General features: G+C 72.9%; 20 protein-coding genes. 9 read left to right on the top strand and 11 right to left on the bottom strand.

Annotation, left to right across the window (positions count from 1 at the left end; genetic code table 11):
* Nucleotides 1-48: 48 nt before the first annotated feature.
* The 4 genes from ACGFI9_RS19605 to ACGFI9_RS19590 form a co-directional block, all read right to left on the bottom strand.
* Nucleotides 49-813: a LytR/AlgR family response regulator transcription factor gene (locus ACGFI9_RS19605; RefSeq protein ID WP_393179566.1), complete on the bottom strand. Its 765-nt coding sequence runs from the start codon at nucleotides 811-813 to the stop codon at nucleotides 49-51.
* A complete protein-coding gene (locus tag ACGFI9_RS19600) occupies nucleotides 810-2,033 on the bottom strand; it encodes a sensor histidine kinase (RefSeq protein ID WP_393179564.1) in 1,224 nt (407 codons plus the stop codon). Before ACGFI9_RS19600 ends, ACGFI9_RS19605 begins: the two co-directional genes overlap by 4 nt.
* A gap of 39 nt (nucleotides 2,034-2,072) precedes the next feature.
* Nucleotides 2,073-3,584 carry a sugar transferase gene (locus ACGFI9_RS19595; protein WP_393179562.1) on the bottom strand — a complete coding sequence of 504 codons (1,512 nt, stop codon included), beginning with the start codon at nucleotides 3,582-3,584 and terminating at the stop codon, nucleotides 2,073-2,075.
* Nucleotides 3,585-3,910: 326 nt separating this feature from the next.
* Nucleotides 3,911-4,771: an Fpg/Nei family DNA glycosylase gene (locus ACGFI9_RS19590; protein WP_393179560.1), complete on the bottom strand. Its 861-nt coding sequence runs from the start codon at nucleotides 4,769-4,771 to the stop codon at nucleotides 3,911-3,913.
* A 24-nt stretch (nucleotides 4,772-4,795) separates the two neighbouring features.
* Here ACGFI9_RS19590 and ACGFI9_RS19585 point away from each other — a divergent pair, with 24 nt between their 5' ends.
* Nucleotides 4,796-6,073 carry a glycosyltransferase family 4 protein gene (locus ACGFI9_RS19585; protein WP_393179558.1) on the top strand — a complete coding sequence of 426 codons (1,278 nt, stop codon included), beginning with the start codon at nucleotides 4,796-4,798 and terminating at the stop codon, nucleotides 6,071-6,073.
* Nucleotides 6,074-6,466: 393 nt separating this feature from the next.
* Here ACGFI9_RS19585 and ACGFI9_RS19580 read toward each other — a convergent pair whose 3' ends face one another.
* The 5 genes from ACGFI9_RS19580 to ACGFI9_RS19560 form a co-directional block, all read right to left on the bottom strand.
* The gene (locus tag ACGFI9_RS19580; RefSeq protein WP_393179556.1) at nucleotides 6,467-7,192 is read right to left on the bottom strand and encodes a CDP-alcohol phosphatidyltransferase family protein; all 726 of its coding nucleotides are present in this window, start codon (nucleotides 7,190-7,192) and stop codon (nucleotides 6,467-6,469) included.
* A complete protein-coding gene (locus tag ACGFI9_RS19575) occupies nucleotides 7,167-8,234 on the bottom strand; it encodes an iron-containing alcohol dehydrogenase family protein (RefSeq protein ID WP_393179554.1) in 1,068 nt (355 codons plus the stop codon). Before ACGFI9_RS19575 ends, ACGFI9_RS19580 begins: the two co-directional genes overlap by 26 nt.
* Nucleotides 8,222-8,953, bottom strand: a complete 732-nt coding sequence (locus ACGFI9_RS19570) for a sugar phosphate nucleotidyltransferase (RefSeq protein ID WP_393180138.1) — start codon at nucleotides 8,951-8,953, stop codon at nucleotides 8,222-8,224. The genes ACGFI9_RS19575 and ACGFI9_RS19570 overlap by 13 nt, the downstream gene beginning before the upstream one ends.
* A gap of 80 nt (nucleotides 8,954-9,033) precedes the next feature.
* A complete protein-coding gene (locus tag ACGFI9_RS19565; protein WP_393179552.1) occupies nucleotides 9,034-9,795 on the bottom strand; it encodes a hypothetical protein in 762 nt (253 codons plus the stop codon).
* 53 nt (nucleotides 9,796-9,848) lie between these two features.
* Nucleotides 9,849-10,298 carry an NUDIX hydrolase gene (locus ACGFI9_RS19560; RefSeq protein ID WP_393179550.1) on the bottom strand — a complete coding sequence of 150 codons (450 nt, stop codon included), beginning with the start codon at nucleotides 10,296-10,298 and terminating at the stop codon, nucleotides 9,849-9,851.
* A 115-nt stretch (nucleotides 10,299-10,413) separates the two neighbouring features.
* Here ACGFI9_RS19560 and ACGFI9_RS19555 point away from each other — a divergent pair, with 115 nt between their 5' ends.
* The 3 genes from ACGFI9_RS19555 (at nucleotide 10,414) to corA (ending at nucleotide 13,566) form a co-directional block, all read left to right on the top strand.
* Nucleotides 10,414-10,806, top strand: a complete 393-nt coding sequence (locus ACGFI9_RS19555) for a cyclic nucleotide-binding/CBS domain-containing protein (protein WP_393179548.1) — start codon at nucleotides 10,414-10,416, stop codon at nucleotides 10,804-10,806.
* Nucleotides 10,807-10,966: 160 nt separating this feature from the next.
* Nucleotides 10,967-12,061 carry a PLP-dependent aminotransferase family protein gene (locus tag ACGFI9_RS19550; RefSeq protein WP_393179546.1) on the top strand — a complete coding sequence of 365 codons (1,095 nt, stop codon included), beginning with the start codon at nucleotides 10,967-10,969 and terminating at the stop codon, nucleotides 12,059-12,061.
* A 356-nt stretch (nucleotides 12,062-12,417) separates the two neighbouring features.
* Nucleotides 12,418-13,566 (top strand): magnesium/cobalt transporter CorA, encoded by a 1,149-nt coding sequence (corA, locus tag ACGFI9_RS19545; protein ID WP_393179544.1) that lies wholly within the window; start codon nucleotides 12,418-12,420, stop codon nucleotides 13,564-13,566.
* Nucleotides 13,567-13,638: 72 nt separating this feature from the next.
* Here corA and ACGFI9_RS19540 read toward each other — a convergent pair whose 3' ends face one another.
* The gene (locus tag ACGFI9_RS19540; RefSeq protein ID WP_393179542.1) at nucleotides 13,639-14,457 is read right to left on the bottom strand and encodes a hypothetical protein; all 819 of its coding nucleotides are present in this window, start codon (nucleotides 14,455-14,457) and stop codon (nucleotides 13,639-13,641) included.
* Between the two features lie 85 nt (nucleotides 14,458-14,542).
* Between ACGFI9_RS19540 and ACGFI9_RS19535 the strand changes: the two genes are divergently transcribed.
* Together ACGFI9_RS19535 and ACGFI9_RS19530 are read left to right on the top strand one after the other, a co-directional pair.
* Nucleotides 14,543-15,073 (top strand): peptidylprolyl isomerase, encoded by a 531-nt coding sequence (locus tag ACGFI9_RS19535; RefSeq protein WP_393179540.1) that lies wholly within the window; start codon nucleotides 14,543-14,545, stop codon nucleotides 15,071-15,073.
* A gap of 25 nt (nucleotides 15,074-15,098) precedes the next feature.
* Nucleotides 15,099-16,040, top strand: a complete 942-nt coding sequence (locus tag ACGFI9_RS19530; protein ID WP_393179538.1) for a rhomboid family intramembrane serine protease — start codon at nucleotides 15,099-15,101, stop codon at nucleotides 16,038-16,040.
* A gap of 58 nt (nucleotides 16,041-16,098) precedes the next feature.
* On the opposite strand, the gene ACGFI9_RS19525 is transcribed toward ACGFI9_RS19530, so the two are convergent.
* On the bottom strand, nucleotides 16,099-16,533 hold the full coding sequence (locus ACGFI9_RS19525; RefSeq protein WP_393179536.1) for a PH domain-containing protein: 435 nt from the start codon (nucleotides 16,531-16,533) through the stop codon (nucleotides 16,099-16,101).
* Nucleotides 16,534-16,667: 134 nt separating this feature from the next.
* Here ACGFI9_RS19525 and ACGFI9_RS19520 point away from each other — a divergent pair, with 134 nt between their 5' ends.
* The 3 genes from ACGFI9_RS19520 to ACGFI9_RS19510 all read left to right on the top strand — a co-directional run bounded on the left by ACGFI9_RS19520 (nucleotide 16,668) and on the right by ACGFI9_RS19510 (nucleotide 20,371).
* Entirely contained in the window at nucleotides 16,668-17,840 is a 1,173-nt protein-coding gene (locus ACGFI9_RS19520) for a thiolase family protein (protein ID WP_393179534.1), read from the top strand.
* 264 nt (nucleotides 17,841-18,104) lie between these two features.
* Complete coding sequence (locus ACGFI9_RS19515) at nucleotides 18,105-19,703, top strand: glycoside hydrolase domain-containing protein (RefSeq protein WP_393179532.1); 1,599 nt, start codon at nucleotides 18,105-18,107, stop codon at nucleotides 19,701-19,703.
* 155 nt (nucleotides 19,704-19,858) lie between these two features.
* Complete coding sequence (locus tag ACGFI9_RS19510; protein WP_393179530.1) at nucleotides 19,859-20,371, top strand: hypothetical protein; 513 nt, start codon at nucleotides 19,859-19,861, stop codon at nucleotides 20,369-20,371.
* The last annotated feature ends 4 nt before the right edge of the window (nucleotides 20,372-20,375 follow it).

The raw sequence follows: 20,375 nt of genomic DNA, 5'->3' as shown, positions 1-20,375 counted from the left end.
CGTACGGCCTACCGTACAGCGTACGATCTCGCGGCGATTATTCCCGTCCTAGCGGTTCCAGTCCTGTTTCGCCGCTCGGACCAGCTTGTCCTTCAACTCCCGGGTGTGCCGGCGGCTCACCGGCAGCTCCGTACCGTCGATCACCACCACGTAGCCCGAGTTGACCAGCCGCAGCTCGGCGATCAGCTTCAGCTGCACCAGGTACGACCGGTGGATCCGGACGAAGCCCGCGTCGGCCCAGCGCTCCGCCAGCGTGGCCAGGGAGACCCGGACCAGATGCGAGCCGTCCGCGGTGTGCAGCCGCGCGTAGTCGCCCTGCGCCTCCACCCAGCGCACCGCCGAGCGGGGCAGCATCCGGGTCGTCCCGGCCAGCTCGATCGGGATGGTCGGATCCTCCTCCGCCCGGGCCAGGGCCGCCGGATGCGACGGGACCACCCGCGAGCCGATGACCCGGCGCAGCGACTCGGCCAGCCGCTCGGCCCGCACCGGCTTGCGGACGTAGTCGGTCGCCCCGAGGTCGAAGGCGTCCACCGCGCCGTCGTCGTACGCGGTGACGAAGACGATCGCCGGCGGCCGGGCGAACCGCCGCAGCACCCGGGCCAGCTCCATGCCGTCCAGCCCGGGCATCCGGATGTCCAGGAAGACCACGTCCACGTCGCCGTCGCGGAGCACCCGCAGCGCCTCGGTCGCGTCCCCGGCCGTGTGCAGCCGGGCCACCCGCGGGTCGGCGCGCAGGTGGTACGCCAGCTCGTCCAGCGCCGGCGGCTCGTCGTCCACCGCCAGCACCCGGAGGAAGCCCGTCGTCTGGTTCATGAGCCTGCCCGAACCCCGGGGTGGAACTTCGGCACCCGCATGCTCACCTTCGTACCCGAGCCCAGGCCGGTCTCGACGACCAGGCCGAACCGGTCCCCGAAGGCCGACCGGAGCCGTTCGTCGACGTTCGAGAGGCCGACGTGCTGGCCGGGGTCGTCGGTCGGGTCGCTGCCGGCGCCGGCCAGCTCCGCGATGCCGGCGGTCAGCGTCGTCGGATCCATTCCCACTCCGTCGTCCTCCACCGTGATGTGGCATTCCGCGCCCGCGTCCCGGGCCTCGATGCTCACCATGCCGGTGCCCGGCTTGCGGGACAACCCGTGGCGCACCGCGTTCTCCACCAGCGGCTGGAGGCAGAGGAACGGCAGCGTCACCGGCAGCACCTCCGGGGCGATCTGGAGGCGCACCTGGAGCCGCTCGCCGAACCGGGCCCGCTCGATGGTCAGGTACCGGTCGATCGAGCGCAGCTCCTCGGCGAGGGTGGTGAACTCGCCGTGCGCCCGGAACGAGTAGCGGGTGAACTCGGCGAACTCGAGGATCAGCTCCCGGGCCCGCTCCGGGTCGGTCCGGACGAACGAGCCGATCGCGGTCAGCGCGTTGTAGATGAAGTGCGGGCTGATCTGGGCGCGCAGCGCGCGTACCTCGGCCCGGGCCAGGCGCTCCCGGGACGACTCCAGCTCGGCCAGGGCGAGCTGGTCGCCGGCCCAGTGGGCGGTCTCCAGGGTCGCCTGCACCAGCCCGGGAGCCGGCCGCTCGTCCGCGATCGCCACCAGCGCCCCGACCACCCGGCCGTCCGCGCTCAGCGGGGCCACCACGGCGCCGCGTACCGGGCAGTCCACCAGGTCGCAGTGCAGCTCCGACTCCCGCAGCACGGTCGACCGCCCGGTGCCGACCGCCTTCCGGGCCGCCGCGAGCAGTTGGTCGCCGTGGTGCGCGCCGCGCCCGTCGACGGCGAGCAGGGCCTCCCGGTCCGTCAGGGCCAGCCCGGCCGCGCCCACCAGGGTCCGCAGATGGCGTACGGCCTTCGTCGCGCCCGTGGTGCTCAATCCGGCCCGCAGCGGCTCGGCGGCCAGCCCGGCGGTGTGCAGGACCTCGTACGTGGCCCGCTGGGTCGCCGTCGCGATCCCCCGCCGGCCGCGCAGCCGCAGCACCGCCCAGAGCGCCGCGGCGAGCGCGCTGACCAGCGAAACCACGCCGAACACGGCCGAGAGGTTGGCACTCACGGAGCGATCCTGGCCTGTTCCGGCCCGCACGCCAAGGGGTCAGTACGCGCCCTTGCGCGCCAGCACCACCCCGACGGTCCGCCACAGGATGCTCAGGTCGTACGCCAGCGACCAGTTGTCGACGTAGTAGAGGTCGAGCCGGACCGCCTCGTCCCAGGACAGGTCGGAGCGGCCGGAGACCTGCCACAGCCCGGTCATGCCCGGCCGGACCAGCAGCCGGCGCCGGACGTCGCCCAGGAAGTCGCCGTCGTCGGCGGGGAGCGGACGCGGCCCGACCAGCGACATCTCGCCCCACAGCACGTTGATCAACTGGGGCAGTTCGTCCAGCGAGGAGGCGCGCAGGAAGCGGCCCACCGGGAAGACCCGCGGGTCCTGCTTCATCTTGAACAGCATGCCGTCGGTCTCGTTCTGGTCGACCAGGCCGGCCAGCCGTTCCTCGGCGTCGACGTACATGGTGCGGAACTTCCAGACCCGGAAGGTCCGCCCCTCGTGCCCGACCCGGGGCTGCCGGAAGAAGACCGGCCCGGGGTCGGAGATCCGGATGGCGATCGCGATCGCGGCGAAGAGCGGGATCAGCAGCACCAGGCCCAGCCCGGCGGCGACCCGGTCCATCAGGTTCTTGGCCAGCAGCGCCGGGCCCGACAGCGTCGGCTCCTCGACGTGCAGCAGCGGCAGGCCCTCGATCGGGCGGATGTGCACCCGGGGGCCGGCGATGTCGGTGAGCTGCGGCGCGACCACCAGGTCGACGCCGGAGCCCTCCAACTGCCAGGCCAGCCGGCGCAGCTCGCCCGGCTCGGCGCTGGCCGAGCCGCAGACCGCGATGGTGTCCCCGCCCACCTCACGCACCAGGGCGAGCACGTCCCGGCCGGCGTAGACCGGCACCGGGGTCTCGATGCCGCGGGCGGCGGCGTACCCGTCGGTGAGGTGGATGGCCACCGGCACCAGGCCGGCGCTCGGGGTGCGGGTGACCGCGGTGTAGACCTCCAGGCACTCCGGGAGGGTGCCGACCAGCACCATCCGGTGCCCGGCCTGACCCGCCCGGCGTCGGACGAAGTGCAACAGGAAGCGGGCGGTCAGCCGACCGATCAGGATCAGCAGCAACGCCCCGAGCAGGGCGAAACCGACCGACCACCGGGACAGGTCGGTCTTGGTGGCGAACGCGATGAAGGAGACCGTCGCGGCGACCGCCACGCCGCCGCGGATCACCCGCTTGAACTCGTCCGGGCCGAGCCCCAGGTAGCGCCGGTCGTAGGCCCGGTTGCCCCAGAGGATCACCAGCCAGCCGAGCGGCAGGAGCAGGAAGGCCACGGTGTAGAACCAGGTGGGGTCTTCCTTGGCGTTGTAGAAGCCGGCGCGGGCCTGACCGAACGCCTCCTGGGCCATCCAGTCGGCCAGCACCACGGCGGCGAAGTCGACCAGCAGCAGCACCGCGATGTAGGGACGGTGCCAGCGGGAGACCCGGCGCCGGGCGCGGGCCCACGCCGACCGGGGTACGCCGTTGTGCGACGGCGGAGTCGGCGGCTGGATCTCGAAGCTGTCGACGTGCCGCACGCTCTTGCTCCGGCCTGTGTTGGTTACCGGGCGCTGGAGGCTTGTCGTCACCTCAACCCATGTCCTCCCGCATGACCCGTGCCCTCACTCGGCGTGAGGACCCGGGTCGCCCACCGTTCCAGTCTCCCACGCGGGTCCGGGCCGGACGGTCGCCCGAGGCGAAGTGCCGTCCGTCGGTGCTCGCGGGGATCTGGCCGGCTCCGTATCGGTTGTGAAGCCGGGGACCGAGCCACTATACCGATGGATGGCGGCCCCGGTAGAGGTGCGGAGCGGGAGCTTCGGCGATCCGCGGCCGATTCCTCTCCGTAATCAGCGCGTGGGATTACTCACCGTACGAGCCGGGACAACCGACGGTCAGCGAGCGGCTTGCCGCCGGTCTGGCAGGTGGGGCAGTACTGGAGGCTGGAGTCGGCGAACGAGACCTCGCGGACGGTGTCGCCACAGACCGGACAGGGCAGCCCGGTCCGGGCGTGCACCTTGAGCCCCGAGCGCTTCTCGCCCTTCAGTTCGGCGGCCCGCTGCCCCATCGAGCGGCGGACCGCGTCGCCCAGCACCGCCCGGGTCGCCCCGTGCAGCGTGGCCAACTGGTCGTCGCTCAGCCGGTCGGTGATCGCGAACGGCGACAGCTTCGCCGCGTGCAGGATCTCGTCGGAGTACGCGTTGCCCACCCCGGCCAGCACCGCCTGGTCGGTCAGCACCCCCTTGACCTGGCCCCGCCGGCTGCGGATCCGCTCGGCGAAGGTGGCCAGGTCGGCCCCGAGCGCGTCCGGGCCCAGCTTCGACACCCCGGGCACCTGGGCCGGGTCGGTCACCAGGTACGCGGCCAGCTTCTTCTGGGTGCCGGCCTCGGTGAGGTCGAAGCCGGAACCGTCGTCGAGGCGTACCCGGAGGGCGACCGGGCCCTTGCCGGGGCGCAGCGGGACGGTCGACGGGAACGCCTCCCGGTAGTGCAGCCAGCCCGCCCGGGCCAGGTGGACCACCAAGTGGAGCCCGCCGTCGAAGATCACATCCAGGAACTTGCCGTGCCGGCCCGCGCCGACCACCGCCCGACCCGATACCGCGCTGGGCGGCGGGTCGTATGTCTTCAGGGCACTGATCGCGGCGACCTCGACACGTTCGACACGCCGGCCCACCGCCCGCTCACGCAGATAGCCGGCGAGCGCTTCCACCTCCGGTAGTTCGGGCACCGTACAACGGTAGCCTTCTTTGCCGTGAGAGTCGTGGTGGCGCACAACCGGTACCGGGAAGCTCAGCCTTCCGGCGAGAACACGATCGTCGACGCCGAGATCGGGCAGCTCACCGCGGCCGGCGTGGAGGTGCTGCCGTTCCTGCGCAGCTCCGACGAGATTCCGGCCATGTCCACGGTGTCGAAGGCGCTGCTGCCGATCTCGCCGATCTGGGCGCCGAAGGCCCAGCACGACCTGGACCGGCTGCTGGTCGAGCATCGGCCGGACGTGCTGCACCTGCACAACCCGTACCCCCTGATCTCGCCCTGGGTGGTGCGGACCGCGCACAAGCGGGGGGTGCCGGTGGTGCAGACGGTGCACAACTACCGGCAGGTCTGCTCCTCCGGGCTCTACTTCCGGGACGGCGTGATCTGCCAGGACTGCCGGGGCCGGGCGCTGGGCGTGCCGGCGATCGTGCACCGCTGCTACCGCGGCTCCCGGGCGCAGAGCGCGCTGATGGCCACCACCCTGGCCGTGCACCGCCCCACCTGGCGGTCGGTGGACCGGTTCATCGCGCTCACCACCGCCGTCGCCGACCACCTGCGCGACTACGGCATCCCGGACGACCGGATCGTGGTCAAGCCGAACGCGGTGCCCGACCCGGGTGCCCCGGCGCCGCTCGGCGAGGGCTTCCTCTACATGGCCCGGCTCACCCCGGAGAAGGGGCTCGACCTGCTGCTGGAGGCGTGGCGGCGGCACCCGGTCGGCGCGCTGGGCCCGCTGCGGATCGCCGGCGACGGCGAGCTGCGCCCGCTGGTCGAGGCGGCCGCCGCCGAGCGGCCGGACGTGGTCTACCTGGGGCAGCTCGACCGGGCCGGGGTACGTGCCGCGCTCACCGAGTGCGCGGTGGTGCTCGCCACCTCCACCTGGCACGACGTGCTGCCCACCGTGATCATCGAGGCGCTGGCCAGCGGCCGGCCGGTGCTGGGTACCGCGCTCGGCGGCATCCCGTACCTGGTGGGCGCGGACACCCCTCGCGAGCCCGCCGGCACCGGTCCGGCCGAGGTGGCCTCGGCGCCCGCCGGGTCCTCCGACCGCCCGGCCATCCCCGACGGCATCAAGCGGGGCGACGCCGGCTGGGTGGTCCCGCCGGAGCCGGCCGCCCTGGCCGCCGCCCTGCCCGTCGCGCGAGCCGGGGCCGCCGCGCTGGCCGCCCCCGCCCGGACCCGGTACGAGCGGATCTTCCACCCGGACGTGGTCACCAAGCGCCTCATCGACATCTACGCCGACGTGGCGCGGAACCCGACGACCACCGGCCGCTGATCCCGCGCCCCTCGGCGGATCCTCACCGAGGGTGACCTCGGCTTGACGATCGCTCCTTGGTCACCCACCGTGACCGACGGGGAGCGGTTGGCAGGGCGATTCCCCGCCCTCCCCGGGGCGGGACGCCGTTGACCTGGACTTACGCCGGAGCCGCTGCCTCCCGCCGACACCCTCGTTCGCCGCCTTTGCTCTGCAGCCATCCACGCAGCAGTCACTCTCTGCTGCCTGCTGCGTCCGTGGCTGCAGAGCAAAGCGAGTGAGCTGGCGGGGCGGGGGCGCGGAGGCGGATCACTCACCGTTACTGAGGCTGCCGCCGAGGGGTGGCGGGCCGGGTGGTGGAGGGCCGGGTGATGGAGGGCCGGGCGAGCCGCTGCGCGGAGCCGGCCCGGGGGATCAGCGGAGGGAGGCGCGGGCGGAGAAGGCGATGCTGGCGAGCAGGAAGCCGCCGTTGACGATGGTGAAGGCGACGATCACCCAGACGGTCAATGCCGGGGCGAAGGCGAGCACCAGACCGGCCAGGAAGATCACCGCGCCGTAGTCCCGGACCAGCTTCACCAGGCGTACCGGGAGCGAGGTCGAGGTGACCATGCTGGCCGCGTTGGGACCGGCCTGCATCACCGAGGTCACCAGGTTGACCATCCAGGTGCCCGCGAAGACCGCCACCAGCCAGGTGGGCGTCGACGGGCGCTGTGCCACGGCGGTCGCCCCGAGGGCGGTGACCAGGGCGATCTGGGCGGCCACGTCACAGAGCACGTCGACCCGGGCACCGGCCGCGCTGCCCTGCCCGGTGACCCGGGCAAGCTGCCCGTCCGCGCAGTCCAGGGCGTACGCGATCTGCCAGGCGACCAGGGCGAGCAGCCCGACCGGCCAGGCCGGGACCTCCCCGGCGGCGACCTTCGGGGCCAGCGCGACCACGGTGACCGAGGCGGCCAGGCCGAGCACCAGGTTGGTGACGGTCAGCGCGGTCGGGCGCAGGCCGAGCCGCTGGGCGACCAGCGCGAAGGCCGCGCCGATCCACTGGCTGACCGACTCGCTGAACAGACCGCCGCCGCGGTTGACGCGGTGGAAGTCGGCGACGGTGGGGCGGGACGGCTCAGCCGAGGTGGTCGCGGAGTGCACCGGCGTAGTCTGCCAGCCGCTCCCGCGTCTCGGTAGGCGACATCGCGAGGTGTTCGAGGATGGTGTAGCGGTCCGGCCGGGTGGCCGGGGCGAACTGCACCGCCTCGACGAACTGGTCGTCGGTCAGCCTGACCTCGGCCGGGAGCCGGGGCAGGCCGTGCCGGCCCAGGCAGGCCGACATCTCCGCGAACCGGCGCTCGTCGCCGCGCAGGAAGGTGCAGAAGAGCGCACCGAGCCCGGCCAGCTCGCCGTGCGAGGCGGTGCCCGGGTAGAGGGCGTCGACGGCGTGCATGATCTCGTGGCAGCCGCCGCTGGCCGGGCGGCTGGTGCCGCACACCGCCATCGCCAGGCCGGTGGAGATCAGCGCCTCGGCCAGCACGGTGACGAACGCGTCGTCACCCATGTCGCCCGGGTGGGCCAGCACCGCCTCGGCGCCCATCCGGGCCAGCGAGGCGGCCAGCCCGTCCACCGGCTCGCCGCGTACCTGGCGGGCCAGTTCCCAGTCGGCCAGCGCGCTGATGTTGCTCACCACGTCGCCGATGCCCGCCCGGTTGTGCCGCTCCGGCCCCGCCTCCACGAAGTCCAGGTCCACGATCACCGCGATCGGGATGTGCACGCCGTACGAGCCCTTGATCCCGTCGGTGATCAGGCTGGCCACCGGGGAGGCGATCCCGTCGTTGGCCAGGCCGGTCGCCACCGTCACCATGGGCAGGCCGCGCCGGGTCGCGGCGTACTTGGCCACGTCGATGGTCTTGCCGCCGCCGATGCCGACCACCGCGTCGTACGACCGGTTGCGCAGCTTGGCGCCGAGGTCGTCGGCGGCGTCCAGGGTGCCGCCGGCTACGGTGAACACGTCCGCCGAGCGCAGCGACGGCCGGATCAGCTCGGCGATCTGCTCGCCCTGACCCGGCCCGACCACCACCGCCACGTCGCCGCCGGCCGAGATCCGCCCGTCGACGAGGATCGCGGCGAGGTCCGCCACCGCGCCCCGCCGCACGTCGATGTGCAGCGGGGTGAGGATGGTCCGGGCTAGTAGCGGCACGCGATCTCCCGGGCCCGGGCCAGGTCGGCGTGGTTGTCCACCTCGACCCAGGCCACGTCGCCGATCGGCGCGGCCCGCACCTCGCCGCCCCGGTCGGCGAACTCCTGGTAGCCGTCCTCGTAGTAGAGGTTCGGGTCGCGTCGCCAGGTCGCCTCCAGGGCGTCGGCCAGCGCGTCGGCCACCTGCGGCTCGATCAGCGTCGCGCCGATGTACTCGCCGTACGCCTCGCCCGGGTCCATCAGCTTGGTGATCCGGGTGAGCTGGCCGGCGGCGTCGAAGGTGGTCTTCATCTCCTCCTCGGCCAGCACCTTGATGTTGTCGACGGCCAGCAGGATGGCCGGACCCCGCTCGGCCAGCAGGGTCTTCTCCACGCTCACCGGGTGCACGGTGTCGCCGTTGACCAGCAGCACGCCGCGGGAGAAGTGCTCCCGGGCCAGCCAGAGGGAGTACGCGTTGTTCCACTCCTCGGCCTTGTCGTTGTGCACCAGGGTGAGGGTGACGCCGTACTTCTCCTCCAGCGCCGCCTGCCGCTCGCGGACCGCGTCGGCGGCGTAGCCGACCACGATCACGATCTCGGTGAGTCCCACCTCGGCGAGGTTGCGCAGCGCGATGTCGAGGATGGTGGTCTCCCCGTCGACCGGCACCAGGGCCTTGGGCAGGGTGTCCGTGTACGGGCGCAACCGCCGCCCCGCACCGGCCGCGAGCACCATCCCGATCATGCCGGCATCCTCCTCAGTACTACTGCTGGTCACCGGTGGAGGATAGCGCCGGGCCGCGGGCGCCCGCCGTCATCCATGGTTCAGCCCGGCAGGGCGGCCAGGTCCGCGAGCACCGCGAGCCGCTCCTCGGCGGTCAGCACGGTGTAGGGCCCGGCGGCCCGGCGGTCGGTCTCCTGCTCGATCGCCAGCCGCTCCGGCCCCGGTGCCAGCTCGGCGATGCTGGTCGCGGTGTGCCCGGCGGCCGTCCACGCCGCCGCGTGCGCGTCCGCCCGGTGGTACCGCAGCGTGCCGAGCCGGTTGAGCAGCAGCACCCCGGGCGGGGTGCCCGCCGGCTCGTGCGGCGGGGCCATCGTCGAGAAGGCGCCGGGCTCGTCGTCCTCGGCCAGCAGCAGCGCGTACGCCAGCACCCGGCCGAGCGCGGTCACCAGGCGTGCCACCCGGTCGTCGTGCCCCGCCCACAGCTCCTCGGTCACCTCGGCGTGCACCCCGTACAGCTCGTCGAGGAAGGCGAGCCCTCGTTCGGTGGCGCAGAAGCCGCCGTCCGGGACGCGCTGGAGCATCCCGTACGCGACCTGCTTGTCCACCGCCCGCCGGCAGGCGGCCGCGTCGCGGTAGCGGGTGACCGCGGCGAAGCCCGGCCCGTCAACCGTCCCGCCCGGCGCGGCGAGCCGGGTGCGGAACTCGACCAGGAAGCCGGTCGCGGCCGGCCCGCCGTACCGGGAACTCAGCTCCGCGCCGCCGCCGTCACGGCCGGCCAGCATGCCGGCGACGAAGGCCCGGTCGACCGCCGGGGCGATCAGCTCGGCGAACCGGTGCGGCGGCAGCTCGACCGCCTCGACCATTCCGGCTCGGCGCGTCGGAGGCCGCGCCGCGCCGCGACCCGGAACGGTCGCGCTCACAGACCGATCGACCGCAGCGCGGCGAAGGCATCCTCGGCGATCCGCCGGATCAGCCCGTCGTTGACGTCGCGGTGCTCGTCGAGCAGGTCGACGTCCTGCTCCGCCAGCCAGCGGAACTCGGTGTGCTTGCCCGCCTCCAGCGCGGGGCGGCTCAGGTCGCCGTCCACCCGGACCAGGAAGTCCGTCTCCACCCGGGCCAGTCCGTCGTCGCCGGTGTACGCGTACTCGCCGACCAGGCCGAGCACGTGCGACACCGTCCAGCCGGTCTCCTCGGCGACCTCCCGCCGCAACGCCTCGTCGACGGTCTCGCCCGGTTCGAGGTGGCCGCCGACGATGTCCCAGCAGTTCGGGAAGAGGCGCCGCTCCGGGGATCGGCGCTGGATGAAGAGCCGGCCGTCGTCGTCCACGATCAGCGCGCCGGCGCAGCGGAGAGGCTCGGTGGGCACGGGAACGACAGTAGCGAGCCGGTGCCGTTTTCGGCGATGCCCGGTCTTGTCCCGGTACGCATCGATGGCCCACCATGTCCGTACCGAGGCCACCGTCCCATAGGGGTGATGCGTGATGCAGGTTCGGGAAGCGATGTCCAGCCAGGTACTCGTGGTCGGCCCGGAGCACACGCTCCGCCAGGCGGCCCGGATGATGTCGACCCGCCGTGTCGGGTCGGCGGTCGTGATCGACCCGGACTCCGAGGGGGTCGGCATCATGACCGAACGCGACGTGCTCAACGCCATCGGCGCCGGGCTCGACCCGGACGTGGAGCGCACCGGATCCCACCTGACCTGGGACGTCGTCTACGCCGGTCCGGACTGGACGGTCGAGGAGGCGGCGGCGGCCATGGCCCGGGGCGGCTTCCGGCACCTGGTGGTGCTGGACGGCCGCGAGGTGGCCGGGGTGATCTCGGTACGCGACCTGATGCGGGTCTGGGCGGGCCGGCACGCCGCCACGACCGTCTGACCCGGGACGTCCGCCGGGGCCCGTCAGGGCCCCGGCGACGGGGTGTTCGCGAGCCCGCTTCGGGTCTCGGATCGGCCGGTCGGACGGATCGACCGCCCGCATGTTGAACTTCGCGTGTATGCCGGCCGGACCGCCCGGAGCAGGCCCTAGGCTCGTGCGCATGACCGCCGAGCAGCTGATCTCCTTCGCCCGTGGCGCTCCCTCGCTGGACATCGTCGATGTCGAGGGGCTCAAGGCCGCCGCCGTCCGCGCCTTCGACGCCGACCCCGCCGGGATCACGGCGTACGGCACCTCCGTCGGTTACCCGCCCCTGCGGAAGTGGGTCGCGGAGAAGCACGGCGTCGAGGCCGACCAGGTGCTGATCACCAACGGCTCGCTCCAGGCCGACGCCTTCCTCTTCGACCACCTGGTCCGGCGGGGCGACGCGGTGGTCGTCGAGCGCCCGACGTACGACCGGACGCTGCTCAACCTCCAGCAGATGGGCGGCGAGATCCACGGGGTGACCATCCAGCCGGACGGCCTGGACACCGCCGAGCTGCGCAAGCTGCTGGAGTCGGGGGTCCGGCCGCGGCTGGCCCACGTGATCCCGAACTACCAGAACCCGGCCGGCGTGACCCTCTCCCTGGAGAAGCGCCGGGAGCTGCTCGACCTGGCCGCCGAGTACGGCTTCACGATCTTCGAGGACGACCCGTACGCGGACATCCGGTTCCGGGGCGAGCCGCTGCCGTCGATGCTGTCGATGGACACCCGGGGCGTGGTGGTGCACGCCTCGAGCTTCACCAAGACGGTCTGCCCCGGGGTCCGGGTCGGCTACCTGGTCGGCCCGGCCGAGCTGATCGCCGCCATCGCCAAGAAGGCCACCAACCTCTACATCTCGCCCGGCATGGTCTCCGAGGCGATCGTGCACCAGTTCTGCGTCTCCGGGGAGATCGAGCGGTCGATCCGTACCGTGTCCGCCGCCCTCGGCGAGCGGGCCCGGGTGCTCGCCGAGTCGCTGCGCCGGCACATCCCGGAGGCCCGGTTCGTGGAGCCGGACGGCGGCTACTTCCTCTGGGTGGAGCTGCCGGAGGACGTCGAGGTGGACCGCCTCGCCCCGGCGGCCGCCGAGCGCGGCGTCGCGGTGGTCAAGGGCAGCGACTTCCTGATCGAGGGCGGCCGGCACGCCCTGCGGCTGGCCTTCTCCGCGGTGACCGCGGACCGGATCGACGAGGGCGTCCAGCGGCTGGCCGAGGCGATGGCCGCCGTTCGCGGCTGAATTTCTGTCGGGTTTCCGACAGTTCGGCGATGCCGGCCGGCTCAGCCCTCCCGCTGGGCCGGCCGGCGGCCCACAATGCTGCGAGCGCCGTTCGCCTTTCCTCGGTGACGGGTCCGCCATCCGGGGAGCCGCCTCGCGCCCCCGCCCGGACCGTCGGCGCCCACAGCACCACTCCCGCCCCCAAAGGGTGCCGGGTGGGCCGTGTCGCCCCTCACCCCCCTGACGCGGCCGGCCCGCCCGGCGCCACCCACCCGGTGACGCCCGTCGCACCCGCCCGCGCCGCCGCACTCGCCCGCGCTGCGGTCCGCCCGAACCGGCGTAACCTGCAAGCCGCAGCATCGTGGGGAGGGGGCGAGATGACCGACCGAGTGGCACGTGACCGCACCGCCGGGCAGAACGGCGGCCGGGGGCTCAGGCCACGGGCCTGGGCGGCACCGGTCCGCGCCATGTCCCGCATCCTCAACGCCGACGGCTCCCCGCGCACCCCCCAGCCGGCCGGACCCGGGCGGAGCGGGGTCGTCGACTGCGGCCTGTACGTCGACGGCGAGCGCCAGCCCGGCGAGTGGCACTACGCCGACGCCCTGGCGGCGGCCCGGCGGGAGCGGAACGCCTTCGTCTGGATCGGCCTGCACGAGCCGGAGCTGGACGAGATGACCGAGATCGCGGCCACCTACGGCCTGCACGAGCTGGCCGTGGAGGACGCGGTCAAGGCCGAGCAGCGCCCCAAGCTGGAGCGCTTCGGCGACGTCTCCTTCCTGGTGCTGCGCACCGCCCGCTACTGCGAGCACACCGAGCTGACGGAGAACTCCGAGGTGGTGGAGACCGGCCAGGTGATGCTCTTCATCGGGCCGAACTTCCTGATCAGCGTCCGGCACGGGGACGCCTGCCGGCTCTCCGCGGTGCGGGCCGACCTGGAGGCGAAGCGGGACCTGCTGGAACACGGCCCGTGGGCGGTCGCGTACGCGGTCACCGACCGGGTGGTGGACCTCTACCTGGAGGTCGCCGACCGGCTGGAGGACGACCTCGACGTGCTGGAGGCGGACGTCTTCGACCGGCACGGCAGCGGGCGGATCCAGCGGATCTACCAGATGAAGCGGGAGCTGGTGGAGTTCAAGCGGGCGGTGGCGCCGTTGCAGCGCCCGCTGCTCACCCTCACCTCCCAGGTCAACCGGGACGTGCCGCAGGAGGTGCGGCGCTACTTCCGGGACGTGCAGGACCACCTCAGCCGCACGGTCGAGCAGGTCAACTCGTACGACGACCTGCTCAACTCGATCCTCCAGGCGCGGCTGGCCCAGGTCACCGTCGACCAGAACAACGACATGCGCAAGATCGCCGCGTGGGCGGCGATCGGCGCGGTCTGGACCGCGATCGCCGGCATCTACGGCATGAACTTCGAGAACATGCCCGAGCTGAAGTGGACCTACGGCTATCCCGGGGTCTGGGCGCTGATGCTGCTGTCGTCGGTCGCCCTGTACCGCCTGTTCCGCCGCAACGGCTGGCTGTAGCGGCCCGAACACGCGGAAGCGCCGGCCGCCCCGGGGTACCCGGTGCGCCGGCGCTTTCCACGGACCGCCGGGTCAGCGGCTGCCGCTGGCCTTGGCGGAGTTCTTCCCTCGGTTCACCGCCTTGGTGATGTCGTCGGCCGGGCGGCCGGAAACGTCCCGGGCACCCTCGGCGACCGACGGGACCTTGTCGGTCGGCTGGATCACCGGCTGGCTGCTCGACCGGGCGGTGGACGCGCTGCCGTTCCCGGCCACCGCGGGGCTGCCGGTGCCGGCCTGGGTCACCTTCGCCGTCGGGTCGGGCGTCTCCACCACGATGGTGTCCACGTCCTCGCGCAGCGGCTCCAGCTTGTCCTCCCGCGCCGAGCCCAGCTTGGTGCCCGGGTCGTACTCGGTCCACTCCATCTGCTCGCGGCGGCGGCGCATGGCCATCGCCCCGGCCAGGCCGGCGACGGTGCCCGCGGCCAGCAGGCCGGCCATCATGCCGCGCGACTTCTTCTGCTTCTTCCTGGCGATCTTCATGTTCTTGGCCTTGACCTTCTTCGACACGGCGGCCTGCTTGGCAGCGGCGGCCTTCCGGCTCTTCAGGCTCTTGCCCGCGGCCTCGGCCTGCGCGTTGCGCATGGCCAGGAGCAGCGGCGCGAGCGCCGCGGCCGTCGAGGCGACACCGCTCGACGCCCGGTCCCGGACCATGACCGCGGTGGGCACGACGGCGACCCGGGCTGCCTGGACCCGCGGGCCGACCGTGGCGCCGGCACCCTTCGCCGCGTGCGTCGCGGCCTGCCTCAGGTGACCGATGCCCTGGTTCAGCTCGGCCTTCGCGAGCTGCCCCTGGGTCCTGCGCCGCCCGATTCCAAACACGGTCCCACCTCCTGGGAGTTGTTCCTCCGACATCCTCCACCTTCGGATGCCTCCGCATGGCCAGATCGGGCACATGGGAGGATCCGCATGGAAACTGACCAACGAGTGAGGAGTACCCGTGGCCGAGGCTGTCTACGCCACCTTGCACACCAACGCTGGCCCGATCCGGCTGGAGCTCTTCCCGAACCACGCGCCGAAGACCGTCCGCAACTTCGTCGAGCTGGCCGAGGGCACCAAGGAGTACATCGACCCGCGCACCGGCCAGCCGGGCAGCGGTCCGTACTTCGACGGCACCATCTCGCACCGCGTGATCAGCGGCTTCATGATCCAGATGGGCGACCCGACCGGCACCGGTCGCGGTGGACCGGGCTACAAGTTCGCCGACGAGTTCCACCCGGAGCTGCGCTTCGACCGGCCGTACCTGCTGGCGATGGCGAACGCCGGGCCGGGCACCAACGGCTCGCAGTTCTTCATCACCGTGTCCCCGACGCCGCACCTGAACAACCGGCACACCATCTTCGGTCAGGTGGCGGACGAGCAGTCGGCCAAGGTCGTGGACTCGATCGCGAACACGCCGACCGGCCCGAGCGACCGGCCGCTCCAGGACGTCGTCATCGAGCGCGTCGAGATCGAGCGCAAGCCGTCCTGAGCGGTCCGCGGGTACCTTTGCTCGCATGACTGAGCGCTCCGGGCAGGCAGGTGACGCCACCGAGGGGTCGGTGCCGGCCGCACCGGTCTGCTACCGGCATCCCGACCGGGCGACCTACGTCCGGTGTACCCGCTGTGACCGGCCGATCTGCCCGGAGTGCATGCGGGAGGCCTCCGTCGGGCACCAGTGCCCGGAGTGCGTCAGCGAGGGACGCCGCAGCGTGCGGCCGGCGCGTACCGCCTTCGGTGGCGGTGCCGCCGGCCGTCAGGGCTACGTCACCAAGACGCTGATCGCACTGAACGTGCTGGTCATGCTGCTCTCCATCGCTTCGGCCCGGAGCGGGACGGCGGTCGCCGGCGGCGGTCTGGGTGGCCTGCTGGGTGGGCCGACCCCGCTGACCGACTGGGGGGCGGTGCTGGGCCGGGCGACCCTCCCGGACGGCACCATCGGCGGTGTCGCCGAGGGGCAGTGGTATCGCCTCGTCGCCGCGATGTTCCTGCACTACGGCGTGGTGCACCTGCTGCTCAACATGTGGGCGCTCTGGGTGCTCGGCCGGACCCTGGAGGCGGTGCTCGGCCCGCTGCGCTTCCTCGCGCTCTATCTGATCGCCGGGCTCGGCGGCAACGTCGCGGCCTACCTGTTCAGCGACCCGCGCTCCGCGACCGTCGGGGCGTCAACCGCCATCTTCGGCCTCTTCGCCGCGATCTTCGTGATCATGCGTCGGCTCGGTCGGGACACCTCGTCCATCGTGCCGATCCTGGTGATCAACCTGATCTTCACCTTCACCGTGCCGGGCATCTCGGCCGCCGGCCACCTCGGCGGCCTGGTCACCGGCGCGCTGATGGCGCTGGTCCTGGCGTACGCGCCACGGATGCGGCGGACCGTGTTCCAGGCGGCGGGCGGCGCGATCATCGCGCTGGCGCTGCTGGGCCTGGTCCTCGTCCGCACCGGCATGCTGATCGGCTGACCCGCGCCCGTCCGCCCGCGGCCCGGCGCCAGCGCTTGGCACCACCGGGGCGGGCAGGTCAGCGGGCGGCGGCGGCCCGGGCGGCCCGCAGCGCCTCGGCGACCTCCTCCGGCGGCGCGTCCAGGTCGTACCGGCCGAACAGGTGCAGCGACTCCCCCGCGTCGACCTCCAGCGTCTCGGCGGTCAACCCCCGCCGGGTACGCCGCTCGACCCGGATCGCCTCCACGGCCGGCCAGGGCAGCCGCCGCCGGCCGGCGAAGCCCCGGATCACCGTGATCCCCTCCGGGTCGACCGCCAGCCGGACCGGCGCGACCAGATCCCGTACGCCCCAGCCGACGAGCGCGGCGGCGGCCAGCCCGGCGAGCACGAGCTGGACCCGGTCGCCGCCGGCGAAGAGCAGACCCAGCGCGACCAGGACCAGCGCGCCGGCCAGCTTGGCCACCGGCAGGACCGTCGGCACCCGCCACTGGCGGGCCGGGGGCGACTGTGGCATCACCGCCCCAGCATGCCAGCCGCCCCGCGCGTCGCGCCGACCGCCGGAACGGCGGCGGCCGGAAAACCGGGGGAGGACGACCGGCCGGCTCAGGACGTAGGATCGGGGACAGCCCAAGTTACCGGGGAGTAAACATGAGTGACGCGGTCATCGTCGGTGCGGTACGGACCCCGGTCGGGCGGCGCAAGGGCAGCCTCGCCGGCGTGCACCCGGTCGACCTCTCGGCGCACGTGCTGCGCGCCCTCGCCGAGCGGACCGGGATCGACCCGGGCCAGGTCGACGACGTGGTCTGGGGCTGCGTGTCGCAGGTCGGCGAGCAGTCGTGGAACGTGGCCCGCAACGCCGTCCTGGCCGCCGGCTGGCCGGAGTCGGTCCCCGGCACCACGCTCGACCGGCAGTGCGGGTCGAGCCAGCAGGCGTTGCACTTCGCCGCCGCCACGGTCCTCTCCGGCCAGGCCGACCTGGTCGTCGCCGGTGGCGTCGAGTCGATGACCCGGGTGCCGATGGGCTCCAGCGTCGCCGGCGGGATGCCGTTCAGCCCGGCCATCCTGGAGCGCTACCGGGGCGTCGAGGGCGTCGCCGACGACAACCCCCTCCCGTTCAACCAGGGTGTCGGCGCCGAGTTGATCGCCCGGCGCTGGCGGTTCTCGCGTACCCAGCTCGACGAGTTCGCGCTGGCCAGCCACGAGAAGGCCGCCGCCGCGCAGGACGCCGGGGCGTTCGATCCGGAGCTGGCCCCGGTGGCGCTCGCCGACGGCGGCAAGTTCGCCGCCGACGAGGGCATCCGCCGGGACACCTCGCTGGCCAAGCTCGGCGAGCTGGCCACCCCGTTCAAGGCCGACGGCGTGGTCACCGCCGGCTCCGCGTCGCAGATCTCCGACGGGGCCGCAGCGCTCGCGGTCACCACGAGCGAGTGGGCCAGCCGGCACGGCCTGCGCCCGCTGGCCCGGGTGCACACCGCCGTGGTCGCCGCCGACGACCCGGTCACCATGCTCACCGCGCCCATCCCGGCCACCGCGAAGGCGCTGCGCCGCGCGGGGCTGGGCATCGAGGAGATCGGGGTGTACGAGGTGAACGAGGCGTTCGCCCCGGTGCCGCTGGCCTGGCTGGCCGAGACCGAGGCGGACCCGGAGCGGCTGAACCCGCGCGGCGGCGCGATCGCTCTCGGCCACCCGCTCGGCGGGTCCGGCGCCCGGATCATGACCACCATGCTCCAGCACATGCGGGACAACGGGATCCGCTACGGCCTGCAGACCATGTGCGAGGGCGGCGGGATGGCCAACGCGACCATCGTCGAGCTGCTCTGAGGTAGGTAACCGTCCGGCCCAGGCTGTCCATTCTGGACGGCCTGGGCCGGTTTCTGCTGGCCGTGCACGGTCGCCCGGTGGCCTCGGCGGGGACCGCACGGCCAGTCCCTGTCCTGGCAGACGAACCGCCGCGAAAGGGACGAGATTCGGTTCCGGGGTCGACAGACGGCCGTTGACCTGGCAAGAATCTTGGGGCCGGTGTGAGCGAGTGACGCCAAGCGTCCGCCGCCGGCCTTCTGACCACGGGGACAGATTCGGGGAATCATGACACCCACCTTCTCGCTGCCCGGGCTGCGCCGGGCGGCCCGCCGGACGCTGGCCGCCACGGCCGCCGCCGTCCTCGGGGCCGGCACCGCGGTCGCCGTCTCCACCGCGCCCGCCCAGGCGGCCATCGGTCCGCAGCCCGGCACCTTCACCGGTCTCGGCTTCGACGCCTGCACCGCGCCCAGCAGCACCGCCATGCAGGCCTGGCGGGCCAACTCGCCCTACCAGGCGGTCACCATCTACTTCGGGGGGGTGGACCGGGGCTGCCTTCAGCCCAACCTCACCGCCGACTGGGTCGCCCAGCAGGTGGCGGCCGGCTGGCACCTGGTGCCGATGTACGTCGGCCTCCAGGCGCCCTGCCTTGAGACGAGCAAGGCCAAGATCGATCCAACCCAGGCCGCCGCCCAGGGCCGGGCCCAGGCCGAGGACGCCATCGTCCAGGCGCAGAACCTCGGCCTGCCCCGGGAGAGCGTCCTGGTCTACGACATGGAGGACTACTCCGGCGGGGACACCGCCTGCACCACGGCGGTCCTCAATTTCATGAGCGCGTGGACCGCGCGCCTGCACGACTCGGGCTACCTCTCCGGCTTGTACAGCAGCATGGCGCGCGGTGTGGCCGACCAGGTCGCGGCCTACAACAATGCCGGCTACGTCCGTCCCGACTACGTGCACTTCGCCCGCTGGGACAACGTGGCCACGGTCGCCGACTCGGGCATCCCGAGTAACTACTGGTCGCCGAAGCGGCGGATGAAGCAGCACGTCGGTCCGCACGACGAGACGTACGGCGGGGTCACCATCAACATCGACGGCGACTACCTCGACGTCGCCCCGATGCCGGCCACGCCGTTCGGTGACTACACCGGCAACGGCTGGTCCGACGTCGCCTACCGGGATCCGTCCACCGGCCAGCTCTACCTCTACGGCGGCAACGGCACCACCCTGAGCGGCCGGCTGAGCCTGGGCTCCGGCTGGAACGGGATGGACGTCATCTTCCGCGCCGGCAACTTCGACAAGTCGGGCGGAGAGGACATCATCGCCCGGGAGAAGTCGACCGGCTACCTCTACCTCTACCCCGGCAACGGGTCGACCCCCACCAGCCGGGTGTACCTCGGCGCCGGCTGGAACGGCTTCCGGGAGATCACCCCGATCGGTGACTACAACCGCGACGGCTACCAGGACCTCGTCGCGGTGAACTCCTCCACCGGGGCGATGTACCTGTACCCGGGCACCGGCGGCACCGCGTTCAAGACCCGCGTGTACCTCGGCGCGGGCTGGAACACCGTGGACGAGTTGAACGGCGGCGGCAACTTCAACGCCGACGGCTACCCCGACCTGGTGGCCCGGGAGAAGAGCACCGGCGACCTCTACCTCTACGCCGGGCGCGCGGGCGCGTTCACCACCCGCACCAAGGTCGGCAGCAGCTGGAACACCATGCGGGACCTGGTCCAGGTCGGCGACTTCGACCGGGACGGCCGGCCGGACATGGTCGCGGTGCAGAAGTCCAGCGGCTACCTGTACCTGTACCGGTGGACTGGCACCGCCTGGGCGTCGGCGCTCCGGATCGGCACCGGCTGGGGCAGCCTCACCCCGCTGCTCTGAGTCCCGCACGCCGTCCCGACGGCCCGCGCCGGACCAGCCGGCGCGGGCCGTCGCACGTCCGGATGTCGCACCGCCCGTGCGATTTGCACGGGTGGAAGTTCCGCAATTCGGGAGTGAGCCATATCACTCCTGCTCACATGCTCGTTGCATCTTGCATGGACGTGTTCTCGCGAACGTTCCTTCCGGCCGCCGCCGAGACCGGCCTGGCGACCCAGACCGTCAGTCGGCACATGCCTGTCTTCCGCCGGTGCGTCGGCTCCGGCGACGCCACCATCCTGGTCACCCGGTGCAGCCGCCCGGACCACCCGATCGGCGGCGAGTACCTGATGCTCCTCACCCACCGCCGCTTGGTGGTGACCCAGCAGACCCGGGTGCTGCACCGGCTGCGGCTGCACCTCAACACCGAACTGCGCGAGCTCAGCAACGTCACCTGGAGCCCCGACGCGCGCTCGCAATGCGTCGAGCTGGCGGCCACCGCGATCGACGGGATCCGCGAGCGGTTCCTCATCCGTACCCACCACCCGAAGCAGGTGTGGCAGCTCGACGCCCTGCTCAACCACGCCTTCCGGACCCGGCTGCGGACCCCCGCCGAGCGGCTGGTCGCCACCATCGGCGAGCCGCCGGCGTTCGCCCGCCCGGCCGTGTTCCGCCCCGCGCCGGTGCGCTGACCGG

This window comes from Micromonospora sp. NPDC048930, assembly GCF_043197935.1.
Taxonomy (GTDB): Bacteria; Actinomycetota; Actinomycetes; order Mycobacteriales; family Micromonosporaceae; genus Micromonospora.
The sequence above is the reverse complement of the archived record's forward strand: the minus strand, read 5'-3'. Positions and strand labels throughout refer to the sequence as shown.

What these genes read in the sequence shown, in the direction of transcription:
- ACGFI9_RS19520 (WP_393179534.1), top strand. Translation starts at nt 16,668, where the DNA reads ATGAGTGACGCGGTCATCGTCGGTGCGGTACGGACCCCGGTCGGGCGG.
- ACGFI9_RS19515 (WP_393179532.1), top strand. Translation starts at nt 18,105, where the DNA reads ATGACACCCACCTTCTCGCTGCCCGGGCTGCGCCGGGCGGCCCGCCGG.
- ACGFI9_RS19525 (WP_393179536.1), bottom strand. Translation starts at nt 16,533, where the DNA reads ATGCCACAGTCGCCCCCGGCCCGCCAGTGGCGGGTGCCGACGGTCCTG.
- ACGFI9_RS19565 (WP_393179552.1), bottom strand. Translation starts at nt 9,795, where the DNA reads ATGGTCGAGGCGGTCGAGCTGCCGCCGCACCGGTTCGCCGAGCTGATC.
- ACGFI9_RS19510 (WP_393179530.1), top strand. Translation starts at nt 19,859, where the DNA reads ATGGACGTGTTCTCGCGAACGTTCCTTCCGGCCGCCGCCGAGACCGGC.
- corA (WP_393179544.1), top strand. Translation starts at nt 12,418, where the DNA reads ATGACCGACCGAGTGGCACGTGACCGCACCGCCGGGCAGAACGGCGGC.
- ACGFI9_RS19570 (WP_393180138.1), bottom strand. Translation starts at nt 8,953, where the DNA reads ATGATCGGGATGGTGCTCGCGGCCGGTGCGGGGCGGCGGTTGCGCCCG.
- ACGFI9_RS19555 (WP_393179548.1), top strand. Translation starts at nt 10,414, where the DNA reads ATGCAGGTTCGGGAAGCGATGTCCAGCCAGGTACTCGTGGTCGGCCCG.
- ACGFI9_RS19540 (WP_393179542.1), bottom strand. Translation starts at nt 14,457, where the DNA reads ATGTCGGAGGAACAACTCCCAGGAGGTGGGACCGTGTTTGGAATCGGG.
- ACGFI9_RS19605 (WP_393179566.1), bottom strand. Translation starts at nt 813, where the DNA reads ATGAACCAGACGACGGGCTTCCTCCGGGTGCTGGCGGTGGACGACGAG.
- ACGFI9_RS19550 (WP_393179546.1), top strand. Translation starts at nt 10,967, where the DNA reads ATGACCGCCGAGCAGCTGATCTCCTTCGCCCGTGGCGCTCCCTCGCTG.
- ACGFI9_RS19530 (WP_393179538.1), top strand. Translation starts at nt 15,099, where the DNA reads ATGACTGAGCGCTCCGGGCAGGCAGGTGACGCCACCGAGGGGTCGGTG.